Here is an 11,508-nt window from a genome sequence, read left to right as displayed (position 1 = left end):
ACTAAGACCGCCCATCCAAAGGCCAGGTGATCGGCCGAATCAAACAACCGAACACGCCACCGAATCACAACACAACGTTGTGCGGATAGGGTGACCGGCGTGGATCTCAATGCCGTACGGACCTTCGTCGCCGTCGCCGATGCCGGGCAGTTCCAGATGGCCGCCGTCGACCTGTCGCTCACCCAGCAGGCCGTCTCCAAGCGCGTCGCCGCGCTGGAGCGGGAACTCGGGGTGCGGCTGCTGACCCGCACACCGCGCGGCGCGGAGCTCACCATCGACGGGCAGGCGTTCCTGGCCCACGCCCGGTCCCTGCTCCAGGCGGCGGAGCGGGCGCGCGCCTCGGTCCGTCCGGGCAGCCGTGCGCTGCGGGTCGACGTGGTGGGCCGCCGGGTGTCACTGGCCGGTGTGCTGCGCGACTTCCACCGCGTCCATCCGGAGATCGCCCTGGACGTCGTGACGCTGCTCGGCGCGGAGGAGGCGGTCGCCGCCGTGCGGGACGGCACCATCGACGCCACGTTCCGTGCCGTCACCATGCCCGGGCAGATGATCCCCGAGGGCATCGAGATCACCCCGGTCCACGACGAGCCGCTCCACCTGTTCACCGGCCCCGCCCACCCGTTCGCCGGCGCCGCCGCCGTCACCCCCGCCGAGCTGGCCGGGCACCGGATCTGGATGCCGGGCAACGTCCCCGGGACGGAGTGGACCGCGTACTACGAGGCGCTGGCCGCCGACTTCGGGCTGACCATCGAGACCACGGGCCCCAACTTCGGGGTCGAGGCCCTCATCGACACGATCGCGGCCTCCTCGACGCTGGCGACCTTCCTCGGCCCGCAGACGCCCATCGTCTGGCCGGCCGGCTACGACATGCGCCTCGTCCCGCTGCGCGACCCGGCACCGGTCTACCCGCACTCGATTCTCTGGCGCGCCGACAACCCGCACCCGGCGCTCACCGCGCTGCGCGCGTACCTCGCCTCCGTCCACCACGACCCGCCGGCCGGTGAGACCTGGACGCCGACGTGGGCGCGTCGCCCTACGAACGGCTCCTGAGGTCCGCGTTGACGGCCGCCGCGACGACCCGGTCCCGTTCGGCGGAGGTGAACAGACCCTCGGACAGCCAGGTCCCGGCAAGCGCGCGCACCGCCGCCACGAAGCTGCCCGACGACACGAAGGGCGCCCGTGCCCAGAGCACGTCGAGGAAGGTCAGGCCGTCGCCGCGAGCCCGGTTCGGTACGCCCGAGTCGCTCGTGCCGAACACGACGACGGGTTCGGCACGCCTGAAGTAGGCGTGGTAGCGGGTGTCGTCCGCGATGTGGAACGGGGCGAGGGTCAGTCCACCGGCCCCGCCCACCCGTTCGCCGGCGCCGCCGCCGTCACCCCGCCGAGCTGGCCGGGCACCGGACCCGGATAGTCCAGGGCCCTCTCGATGCGCAGACGGTAGGGGGCGGTGACGCTGACGCGGTCGCCGGGCCGCCAGTTCCCGCTCAGCGTGAGGTACGTGCCGGGCGTGGCCTCGACGCGTTGCCGTACGCCGTTGACCGCGACCGTGAAGCCGCCCGTGGCCCAGGACGGCACCCGCAGTTTCAGGTCGAGCCTGCCGCCGCCCTCCCGGGACGTCAGGGTGCGGACCCCCTCGTACGGATAGGTGCTCGACTGCTCGACGACGAGACCGCGCTCCGGCCAGGGCAGCGTGGCGGCGAGGTAGAGGTTGACGTACAGCGCGTCGCCGTCGGCGGAGCGGAAGTAGACCGAGTCCTGGTACTTGGTGTGGTTCTCCATGCCGGTGCCGCCGCAGCAGGTGCCGGTGCCGGGGACGTCCCGGCGGGAGGCGAGGATGTGGTTGGTCGGGGCCCGCTCGTAGTGGTCCATGTAGACCGGGTCCGGCCGGCGGAAGAAGAGCTGCCGGCTCAGCTTGAGCATGTTGTACGTCGCGCAGGTCTCGGCGTTCTTGTCGTCCAGGGTGGCCGCGATGGCGCCCCGGGCGCGGAACATCTCGCCCTGCCCGGTGCCGCCCAGGCTGTACGTCCGCGTGCCGGTGACCATGCCCCAGAAGTTGCGTGCCGCGGCGGCGTACGTCTCCTCCCCGGTGTGGTCGAACAGTCTGACGTAGCCGGTGAACTGGGGGATGTGCCGGTTGGCGTGTCTGCCCTCCAGGATGTCCCGGTCGGCGGCGCAGGCGTCCAGCAGCGCGGTGTTGTCGAAGCGGCGGGCGGCGGCGAGGTGCTCCTGCCGTCCGGTGAGGGCGTACAGGTCCGCCATCACCTCGTTCATCCCGCCGTACTCACCGGCGATGTAGATCGACCACATGCGCTCCAGCTGGACCCTGGGCAGCCGGCTCAGGCGGCTGTGCACCCAGTCGCCCATCCCGGAGGCGATCCGCAGCGCCTGTGCGTTCCCGGCCAGGGTGTGCGCGTCGAGCAGGCCGCGCATGATCTTGTGGCAGGTGTAGTACGGCGCCCAGATGGTCGGGTACGTCGTGTAGCTCTCCAGCAGGATGAACTGCGTCTCCGGATACGCCGCCAGATAGCCGGGGTGACTGGGCCTCGGCTCGCCGTGCTCCGCCAGGGCCCGCCGGCACCCCTCCAGCGCGGTGACGAGGTGGTCGAGCTTGGCCTTGAGGGCGGCCTCCCCGGTGTCGGCGTACGCCTGGGCGAGCAGGGTGAGGACGTGGCCGCCGTAGTGGCCGCGCAGATTGCCGTCGAAGGTCTCCCAGCCGCCGGGCGGGCGGGCGCCGCGGGTGTCGAGCCCGGCGTTGGCGCGGGCCCGGTCACCATGGCTTCTTCAAGTCGCCCGACGGGACGGAGGACTGGATCGTCCACACCGGCTAGGCGCCGAACGCCCCGAGGAGGGCGGCGATGCCGAGCACTCCGACGGTTCCGAGCGTCATCCCGAGCGCGGCGGGCCACATTCGGCCGACGCCCTGACGGGCGTAGTGCAGGCCCGCCGCGCCGAAGGTGACGGCCAGACCGCCGGCGATCAGGGCGAACGGGGAGATGAAGAACGAGGTCAGGGCGGCGATGACGCCGAAGACGAGTGCGGTGGGTCCCAGGGCGACGGCGGGTGAGTCCTGCTGGGCCGCGGCGATCGGTTCACGCATAATCGGTTCCCCCATTTCTGAACGTGTTCAAAGTATGCGTGCTCGCCCGCGGGAGGTCCAGCCGGATCCCCTGGTGGACGGTGTGCTGCTGATCACCGGTTCCTGAGGTCGTCCACCCGCTCTCCCTCGGCCTGGGACGGCTCGGTCCTGGGGACGTCCGGGTGCTGCTCCGCGGCCGTGCGCTCGGCGGGCTCGTCGCGTTCGCCCTCCGCCTGGGAGGGGGTGTGCGAGTACAGCCAGCGGTCGTACTCCGAGGCTCCGGTCTTCATGGCTGACCTCCCTGGTTCCTTCCTCATCCGGTGAGCCCTATCCGATCGCAGGCCCGCCGGAGTTTCGGTGTGCAGATCTGCTCGACGGTGTAGACGCCGTCACGGACGAGGGTCTTCTCGATGTCGGCGGCCGTCACCGCGTTCGGCTTGAGCAGGACGGACGGGATGTCCTTGGTGGTGGGGCTGTCGATCGTCGTCGTCGCGACCTCGTCGGCCTCCTCGCCGCGGCCCAGGGCCACGGCCATCGCGGCGGCCGCCGCGGCCTCCTTGCCGAACGGCTTGTACACCGTCATGTCCTGCTCGCCCCGGACGATGCGCCGCAGTCCCTCCAGATCGGCGTCCTGCCCGGTGACCGGGGGCGGATTCCTGACGCCTGCCTTCTTGAAGGCGGAGATGACGCCGGCGGCGATGGCGTCGTTGGCCGCCAGGACGCCGTCGATGCGGTCCGGGCCGAGGGCGGCGATGGCGGCCGACATGTTGTCGTGCGCGTTGTGCGCGGTCCAGCCCAGGGTCTCGTACGACCTGGCGATCTTCACCTTGCCCTCGAGGACGGACAGCGCTCCCCTGCGGTACCAGGCCGCGTTGGGGCTGGTCGGATCGCCGTTCATCATGACGACGGTCCGGCCGCTCGCCCCTGGGCCCATCGCCTTCAGCAGGGCCTCGCCCTGGAGCCGGCCGACCTCCCCGCCGTCGAAGCTGACGAAGCCGGAGATCGGACCTTCGGCGAGCCGGTCGTAGGCGACCACCGGGACGCCCGCCCTGCGTGCCTCCTGGATCGAGGAGCGCAGCGCCCGGGTGTCGGCGGCGTCGAGGATCAGGACGCCGACACCTCTGGTGATCATGGTGCTGATCTGCTGCCGCTGCCGTGCCGCGTCGTTCTCGGCGTTGGCGTACTCCATCGTGCAGTCGGGGCACAGGCGCTTGAGACCGCTCTCGATCAGCGGCTTGTCGGAGTGCTCCCAGCGGGGAAGCGCCCGGCTCGGCAGCAGCAGACCGACGCGGAAGCCGCCCTCGCCCGCGCCACCGTCCCCGCCGCAGGCGGCCGACGACAGCGCCATGAGCCCCGCGACGAGCGCCGCGACGACCTGCGGCGTACGGGTCCTCGGCACAGCTCCCCTCGCTTCCGTTCTACAGACCGGCGTCCGCGGTGGCGGGCTCGCTCCGCGGCACCGAGATCTCGCTCCACACCTGCTTCCCACCGGCCACCGGCACCGTGCCGAAGGCATCCGACACCGCCTCGACCAGCAGCAGGCCCCGGCCGCCGGTCGACTCCCAGTCCACGATCACCGGCTTGGCGGGCGCACGCGGCGAGGAGTCGCTGACACTGACCCGGACCCGGTTGCCGCGCAGCACCAGGTCGAGGCGGACCGAGCCCTGGGTGTGCACCAGGGCGTTGGTGACCAGTTCGGACACGACGAGGAGCACCGCGTCGGCGGCCTCCTGGACGTTCCACCGGCGCAGGGTGCGCGCGGTGAAGCGGCGGGCGTGCATGACCGCGTCGGGCAGCCGCCACACCACCCAGCCGGACCGGATCGGCTTGGTCTTCATGCCGTCGTAGCGCAGCAGCAGCAGCGCCACGTCGTCCTCGCGCCGGCCGATGTCGCCGAGCAGCGCGTCGGCCATGCGCGCCGGGTCCGAGGGATCGGCCGCGGCGAGCGCGGCGCGGGTGCGCTCCATGCCCGCGTCCAGCGGCAGGTCGGCGGCCTCGACCAGGCCGTCGGTGACCAGGGCGAGCACGGTGCCGGGGGACAGCGCGACCGCGGTCAGGGGGAACTCCGCGTCCTCGACGATGCCCAGCGGGGGCCCGCCCTCGACCTCCACCTCCTCGGTGCGGCCGTCGGGGTGGCGCAGCAGCGGCGCCAGATGTCCCGCCCGGACGAAGAGGGTGTTGCCCTCCTCCATGTCCAGTTCGACATAGCAGCAGGTGGCGAAGAGGTCGGTCTCCATGCCGACGAGGAGGCGGTTGGCGTGCGAGACGACCACGTCGGGCGGGTGGCCCTCCACCGCGTACGCCCGGACCGCCGTACGCATCTGGCCCATGATCGTCGCGGCCGCCGCACTGTGCCCCTGCACATCGCCGATGACCAGGGCGACCCGGTCCTCGGACAGGGCGATCACGTCGTACCAGTCGCCGCCCACCTGGAGCCCCCGGCGGGCGGGCAGATAGCGGGCGACGGCCGTGCCGCCGGGCAGTTCGGGCAGGCGCCGGGGCAGCAGGCTGCGCTGGAGCATGGTGGCGAGTTCCTGCTCGGCGTCGTGGGCATGGGCCCGCTTGAGGGCCTGCCCGACGAGGGCCGCGGTGGCGGTCAGCAGGGACCGCTCCTCGGGGATGAACTCGTGCGGCTGGTCCCAGCCGACCAGGCACACACCGGCCACACTGCCCTTGGCCGGCAGCGGCAGGACGGCCAGGCCGCCGGGTCCGACGCCCGCCAGGCCCGGTTCGAGCGGTGTCCCGGCGGGCCACAGATCCATCCGGCCGTCCCGCAGGGCGAGCTGCAGGGTGGGCAGGGCGCTGACCGGGGCGTCGGGCCACTCCGAGCGCCACTGGGCGCGCCACAGCTGCGGCCAGGCGTCCGGGTCCGGCGGGTCGAGCAGGGTGACCATGAGCCGTTCGTCGCGGACGTCGGCGAGCGCGACCCGGTCGGCGCCCAGAGGCTCGCGCAGGGCGGTGACCGCGACCCGTCCGACGTCGCCGACGGTCGCGGCGTCGTCGAGCGCGGCGGTCAGCCACTGGATCCTGGACACGTCGTCGGCGCTGCGGCTCCTGACCTGGGTCGCCGTCACCACGCCCAGCACCCGCTCCGGCTCGTCGCCGACGCTCGCGGGCACCCGGCAGCTCAGGCTCAGCCAGCGGACCTCGCCGGTGGGGCGGCGGACCCGGAACTCCAGCTCCCGCCGGCCGACCGCGTGCAGGGACGGCTCCATGACCGACATCAGCGCGGGCAGGTCCTCGGGCAGGGCGTGCGCGAGCAGGGTGTCCACCTTGCCGTCGAAGTCGTCCGGTGTGATGCCGACGAGCTCGAGGAGCGCCTCGTCCGCCTCGATCAGGCCGGTGTCGGGCACCAGGTCGAACGAGCCGACGCGCAGCCGGAGCAGCGCACGCCTCAGCACCGGCGCCGCCTGCTCCGGCGGGCCCGCCCGCGCGCACAGAACCGTGGTGACGGCGTCGGCGTACCGCTCCAGGAAGCGCTGCTGCCCGGCGTCGAAGCCGTCCGCCGAGGTTCCCACGACGACGAGGCAGGCCGGCCGGGTGCCTTCGGCCTCCAGGGGCAGCGCGCCGAGCGAGGCGCTCCTCGCGCGCGGCGGGGTGGGCGCGCCCTCGGGGTAGGAGGCGAGGGCCGCGGCGTTCAGCCACAGCGGACGGCCGGTGCGGACGGCGTGTGCCGCGGCCGAGCCGCCGGACGGGGACAGCCGCTTCGGCACCCGGTACTCGGGTGTGTCGCCGACCGTCTCCAGGAGCTGGAACTCGTCGTCCCCGACGGCGCGCGCGTAGAGCGCCGTCAGCGCGGCGCCGGCGAACGTCAGGGCACGCGCGCTCGTGGCGGTCTGCGGCCCCGTAGCGGGTGAACCGGTGTCTGCGGTGCCGGCCTCGCAAGCCCCCGGCGCCGAGACTCCGGTCCGGGCAGGGCCGTCATGAGGCATGTCCGCAACCTTCCTCCCGTCCATGCCGGAGGTGCCGAAGGAGTTTCGGGCACCGCACTCCCATCACTTCCGGGTGCCCGAACACCAGAATCGCATATACGGACGAGACGGACATATCCACCCGGTCGCCGGTCCCGTACGGCGGGTCGGCTGCGTTCGCAGAACCCCGCCCCCGGTGTCACACTGACCAAGTGGTCGGCATGTGAGAAGCCAGGTGTCGCCATGTTCGCCAGAGGGATCTCTCGTATGAAGGCCTCCGTACGGCACGCGGCCCTCCCTGTGCTCGCGGTCTCCACGGCCGTCGGCCTCGCGGCCTGCGGGTCGGACGGCGGGAACGCCACCGGCACGGAGAGCGGACCGCAGATCGGCGTGCTGCTGCCGGACGCCACCACGGCCCGCTGGGAGAACCAGGACCGGCCGCTGCTGGAGCGGAAGATCCGGCAGCTGTGCCCGACGTGCTCCGTCAAGTACGGCAACGCCAAGGGCGATGTGGCGCTGCAACAGCAGCAGGTGAGCTCGATGATCGCCAGGGGGGTCGACGCGATGCTCCTCGCGGCGGTGGACTCCAGATCGCTCGCCGCCTCGGTCCGCAAGGCGGAGGCGGCCGACGTCCCGGTCATCGCCTACGACCGGCCCGCCGAGGGCCCGATCTCGGGTCATGTCTCCTTCGACGGCCAGGAGGTCGGCCGGCTCCAGGGCCGGGCCCTGCTGAGGGCCATGGGCGACAAGGTGCCCGGCGCCCAGATCGTCATGATGAACGGCGATCCCAGCGACCGCAACGCCGTGTTGTTCAAGCAGGGCGCGCTGTCGGTGCTGGCCGGGAAGGTGAAGATCGGCAAGGAGTACGACACCCTCCAGTGGCGGGCCGAGACCGCCAACCTGAACATGGCCGGTGCCATCTCCGCGCTCGGCGCCGGCAACATCGAGGGGGTCTACGCCGCCAACGACGGCCTCGCCGCCGGCAGCATCACCGCCCTCAAGGCGAACAAGGTGGCACCGCTGCCCCCGGTCACCGGACAGGACGCCGAGCTCACCGCCGTGCGGCGCATCGTCGTCGGCGAGCAGTACATGACCGTCTACAAGCCCTTCGAACCGGAGGCGTCCGCCGGCGCCGCCATGGCCGTGGCCGCGGCCCGCGGCGAGAGCCTCGACCGGGTGGCGGAACAACAGGTGCGGACGAGCGGCGGGAAGACGGTCCCGGCGGTCGTGCTCACCCCGGTGTCCGTGACCGTCGACAACATCGAGGACACCTTGGTGAAGGACGGCGTGTACACGGTCCGGCAGATCTGCGCCCCCGGTCTCGGGGCCGCCTGCGCCAAGGCCGGGCTGACCTGACCTCCGGTTCGACCCCGACCGGGCCATGGGAAGGAGATGGTTCCGCATGTCTGCCGCCCCCTTGTTGGCCCTGAACGGCGTGTGCAAGCGCTACGGCGCCGTCGAGGTGCTCATCGACATCGAGCTGGAGATCCGGGCCGGCCAGGTGGTGGCGCTGCTCGGCGACAACGGCGCCGGCAAGTCCACCCTGGTCAAGGTGATCTCCGGCGTCGCCCCCGCGGACAAGGGCGACATCCGGTGGGAGGGCCGTCCCGTCCACATCAGGCGCGCCAACGACGCCCGGGACCTCGGCATCGCCACCGTCTACCAGGACCTCGCGCTGTGCGGGAACCTCGACGTCGTCGGCAACCTGTTCCTCGGCCGCGAGATCCGCAGGTTCGGCTTCCTCGACGAGATGGAGATGGAGCGCCGCACCCTGCACCTGCTGGAGCGGCTGACCCGGGGCGTCCCCGAGCTGCGCGCCCCCGTCGTGTCACTGTCCAGCGGTCAGCGGCAGACGGTCGCCATCGCCCGCTCGCTCCTCGGCGACCCGCGGCTGCTGCTGCTCGACGAACCGACCGCGGCACTGGGGCTGCGGCAGACCACCGAGGTCCTGGACCTGATCGACGAGCTGCGGGACCGCGGCCTCGGCGTGCTGCTGATCAGCCACAACATGGGCGACGTCAAGGCCCTGGCGGACCGCGCCGTCGTACTGCGGCTCGGTCGCAACAACGGCTTCTTCGACGTGAACACCGCCTCGCAGGAACAGATCATCTCCTCCATCACCGGGGCGACGGAGAACGCGCCGCGCCGACCGACCCATCAGGAGGCGGCGTGGTGAAAGGGACGCGCGACATGGCGGACAGCACCCCGCCGCCCCAGCCCCCCGACGCCCGCGGGACACCCCGCGCGCAGGCCGTCGGCCGGGCCGTGGAGAACGGGGTCGCCTACGCGCGGCGCAAGCTGCGGGCCGGTGAAGTGGGGTCGCTGCCCGTGGTCCTCGTCCTCGCCGTCGTCTGGATCACCTTCCAGTCCCTCAACGAGAACTTCCTCTCGCCCCGCAATCTGTCCAACCTCAGCGTGGACATCGTGGGCACCGGCCTGATCGCGGTCGGCATCGTCTTCGTGCTGCTGCTCGGCGAGCTCGATCTGTCGGTCGGCTCGATCAGCGGGCTCGCGGCGGCGATCTTCGCCGTGCTGAACGTCAACAACGGCGTGCCGGAGTGGCTCGCCCTCATCATCGCCGTACTCGCCGGCATGGCGGCGGGCACCGTGCAGGGCTATTCCTTCGCCAGAACCCGGGTGCCGGCGTTCGTCGTCACCCTCGCGGGGCTGCTCACCTGGAACGGGCTCATGCTCTACATCCTGGGCACCAGCGGCACCATCAACATCGACGAGAACGGCCTCGTCGCCAAGCTGACCAGCTACTACTTCACCGACGACGCCGTCGCCTACGGCCTTGCCGCGCTCGCCGCCGGTCTCGTCTTCCTGGTGTCCTACCTGGACCGGCGGCGCCGGCTCGCCGCCGGGATGCCGCACCGCTCTCTGCAGGTCATCGGGCTGCGCGCGGGAGCGCTCGCGGTGGTCGCGTTCACCGTCGCCTATCTGCTCAACCGGTTCCAGGGGCTGCCGCTCGCCCTTCTGATCTTCCTCGTGGTGGTGGCCGGCCTCGACATCCTGCTGCGCCGCACGCACTACGGGCGGCAGGTCTACGCCCTCGGCGGCGGGGTCGAGGCGGCCCGTCGCGCCAGCCTCCGCGTCACCCGGGTGCAGACCGCGGTGCTGGCCGTCTCGGGCACCATGGCCGCGATCGGCGGTCTGTTCCTGGCCTCGCGGATCACCTCCGTGAGCCAGAGCTCGGGCTCGGGCGTGCTGCTGCTCAACGCCATCGCGGCGGCCGTCATCGGCGGCACCAGCCTGTTCGGCGGGCGCGGTTCGACCTGGTCGGCGGTGCTCGGCATGCTCGTGATCCAGTCGATCTCCTCGGGCATGGCGATCACGGACACGCCCGCGGCCGTCCAGTTCATGATCACGGGCGGGGTGCTGTTCGCCGCCGTGGTGATCGACGCGCTGTCGCGACGCTCCCAGGAGGCGCATGGGCGGGCTTGACCGTCTCGCGGGGCTGCGGCGGCCGTGCGGCGCCCGCGCCGCGGCCACGGGATGCTGGAGGGAGCGCGACCGACGAGGACGGTCGGGAGGTGAGGGCAGTGATCGCCGTCAACCCGATGGACAGCGACGCGGTGCTGGCGACCTTCGGCGCCCTCGGGGTCCTCGCGGTGATCTTCGCGGAGTCGGGCCTGCTCGTCTTCGGCTTCTTCCTGCCCGGCGACACCCTGCTCTTCCCGGCGGGCGTGCTGTGCGCCGCCACCGCCGGCCAGGCACCCCGGCTGGTGCTGTGGCAGGTGCTGCTGTGCGCGGCCGTCGGCGCCGTGGCCGGGGGCCAGGTGGGCTTCCTGCTCGGTCGGCACGGCGGCCGGGCCCTGCTGGCCCGCACCTCGAGACGGCGCGTGCGCGAGACAGCGGCACGCGCCGAGAAGCTCCTGGCCCGCTACGGCTACGGGAAAGCCCTGGTGATCGGCCGTTTCATCCCGATGGTGCGGACCGTCCTGCACCCGGCGGCCGGAGCCCTGGGCGTGCCCACACGCACCTTCACCGTCTGGCAGATCGTGGGCGGACTGCTCTGGTCGCAGAGCCTGGTCATGGCCGGATACGCCCTCGGGGCCACCGTCCCCGACGCCGACGCGTTCCTGCTGCCGCTGGTCGCCCTCATCGTCGTGCTCTCCCTGCTGCCGCTGATCCCCGTGCTGACGGAGGCCCGCCGGGACAGGCGCGACCGCTGACGTCCCTCACCGCTCCCCGGCCACCTCGTCACCGGAGACCATCGCGGTCCGGGTGGTCCCGTCGGCGGCGACGGCCTTGGGGTGGAGGGTGAGCGTGATGCGATGGGTGGTCGACTGCGCGTACTTGGCGTCCGCGCCGCCTTCGACGACCCAGAACCGCACCTTCCCGCCGGCGCCCGCCTCGCGGGACACGGCCACCGTCGCCTCCACCTCCACAGGACCCAGTTCGAAGCGCAACGGCTGCCTCGTGTCGTCGGTCATCGCGGCGATCAGCTCGGCCCGCAACTCCCTGATCATCTCGGTGAGTTCCACCCTGCTCCCCCTCTCCCGCCCGCTCCCGCCCGCTCCC

Annotated in this window: 10 protein-coding genes and 1 pseudogene; 5 read left to right on the top strand and 6 right to left on the bottom strand. The window is 72.3% G+C overall.

The genetic code is table 11. From position 1 onward, the window contains the following. The first annotated feature begins 99 nt into the window (after window positions 1-99). Window positions 100-1,047, top strand: a complete 948-nt coding sequence (locus IM697_RS17145; protein WP_194048555.1) for a LysR family transcriptional regulator — start codon at window positions 100-102, stop codon at window positions 1,045-1,047. Here IM697_RS17145 and IM697_RS17140 read toward each other — a convergent pair. The 5 genes and pseudogenes from IM697_RS17140 to IM697_RS17120 all read right to left on the bottom strand — a co-directional run. After that, window positions 1,031-2,757, bottom strand: a pseudogene (locus IM697_RS17140) (beta-L-arabinofuranosidase domain-containing protein); the annotation flags it as partial. The gene IM697_RS17145 and the pseudogene IM697_RS17140 overlap by 17 nt on opposite strands. Window positions 2,758-2,821: 64 nt before the next feature. Further along, window positions 2,822-3,094: a hypothetical protein gene (locus tag IM697_RS17135; protein WP_228044708.1), complete on the bottom strand. Its 273-nt coding sequence runs from the start codon at window positions 3,092-3,094 to the stop codon at window positions 2,822-2,824. Window positions 3,095-3,186: 92 nt separating this feature from the next. Then, window positions 3,187-3,363 carry a hypothetical protein gene (locus IM697_RS17130; RefSeq protein ID WP_194048553.1) on the bottom strand — a complete coding sequence of 59 codons (177 nt, stop codon included), beginning with the start codon at window positions 3,361-3,363 and terminating at the stop codon, window positions 3,187-3,189. Window positions 3,364-3,386: 23 nt separating this feature from the next. Continuing rightward, window positions 3,387-4,421 (bottom strand): sugar ABC transporter substrate-binding protein, encoded by a 1,035-nt coding sequence (locus tag IM697_RS17125; RefSeq protein WP_194049746.1) that lies wholly within the window; start codon window positions 4,419-4,421, stop codon window positions 3,387-3,389. Between the two features lie 70 nt (window positions 4,422-4,491). After that, complete coding sequence (locus IM697_RS17120; protein ID WP_194048552.1) at window positions 4,492-7,005, bottom strand: SpoIIE family protein phosphatase; 2,514 nt, start codon at window positions 7,003-7,005, stop codon at window positions 4,492-4,494. A 246-nt stretch (window positions 7,006-7,251) separates the two neighbouring features. Between IM697_RS17120 and IM697_RS17115 the strand changes: the two genes are divergently transcribed. The 4 genes from IM697_RS17115 to IM697_RS17100 all read left to right on the top strand — a co-directional run bounded on the left by IM697_RS17115 (window position 7,252) and on the right by IM697_RS17100 (window position 11,159). Continuing rightward, window positions 7,252-8,340: a substrate-binding domain-containing protein gene (locus IM697_RS17115; RefSeq protein ID WP_194049745.1), complete on the top strand. Its 1,089-nt coding sequence runs from the start codon at window positions 7,252-7,254 to the stop codon at window positions 8,338-8,340. A gap of 46 nt (window positions 8,341-8,386) precedes the next feature. Next, window positions 8,387-9,160, top strand: a complete 774-nt coding sequence (locus tag IM697_RS17110; protein WP_194048551.1) for an ATP-binding cassette domain-containing protein — start codon at window positions 8,387-8,389, stop codon at window positions 9,158-9,160. A 14-nt stretch (window positions 9,161-9,174) separates the two neighbouring features. Next, the gene (locus IM697_RS17105; protein ID WP_194048550.1) at window positions 9,175-10,428 is read left to right on the top strand and encodes a sugar ABC transporter permease; all 1,254 of its coding nucleotides are present in this window, start codon (window positions 9,175-9,177) and stop codon (window positions 10,426-10,428) included. A 98-nt stretch (window positions 10,429-10,526) separates the two neighbouring features. After that, window positions 10,527-11,159: a DedA family protein gene (locus IM697_RS17100; protein WP_194049744.1), complete on the top strand. Its 633-nt coding sequence runs from the start codon at window positions 10,527-10,529 to the stop codon at window positions 11,157-11,159. A 6-nt stretch (window positions 11,160-11,165) separates the two neighbouring features. On the opposite strand, the gene IM697_RS17095 is transcribed toward IM697_RS17100, so the two are convergent. After that, window positions 11,166-11,471 (bottom strand): trypco2 family protein, encoded by a 306-nt coding sequence (locus IM697_RS17095; protein ID WP_228044706.1) that lies wholly within the window; start codon window positions 11,469-11,471, stop codon window positions 11,166-11,168. Window positions 11,472-11,508 lie beyond the last annotated feature (37 nt).

The organism is Streptomyces ferrugineus (assembly GCF_015160855.1).
In the GTDB taxonomy this organism is placed as follows: domain Bacteria; phylum Actinomycetota; class Actinomycetes; order Streptomycetales; family Streptomycetaceae; genus Streptomyces; species Streptomyces ferrugineus.
The sequence above is the reverse complement of the archived record's forward strand: the minus strand, read 5'-3'. Positions and strand labels throughout refer to the sequence as shown.

Coding starts and splice junctions, on each gene's coding strand:
- IM697_RS17135 (WP_228044708.1), bottom strand. CDS start 3,094: ATGCGTGAACCGATCGCCGCGGCCCAGCAGGACTCACCCGCCGTCGCC.
- IM697_RS17130 (WP_194048553.1), bottom strand. CDS start 3,363: ATGAAGACCGGAGCCTCGGAGTACGACCGCTGGCTGTACTCGCACACC.
- IM697_RS17125 (WP_194049746.1), bottom strand. CDS start 4,421: ATGGCGCTGTCGTCGGCCGCCTGCGGCGGGGACGGTGGCGCGGGCGAG.
- IM697_RS17120 (WP_194048552.1), bottom strand. CDS start 7,005: ATGCCTCATGACGGCCCTGCCCGGACCGGAGTCTCGGCGCCGGGGGCT.
- IM697_RS17115 (WP_194049745.1), top strand. CDS start 7,252: ATGAAGGCCTCCGTACGGCACGCGGCCCTCCCTGTGCTCGCGGTCTCC.
- IM697_RS17110 (WP_194048551.1), top strand. CDS start 8,387: ATGTCTGCCGCCCCCTTGTTGGCCCTGAACGGCGTGTGCAAGCGCTAC.
- IM697_RS17105 (WP_194048550.1), top strand. CDS start 9,175: ATGGCGGACAGCACCCCGCCGCCCCAGCCCCCCGACGCCCGCGGGACA.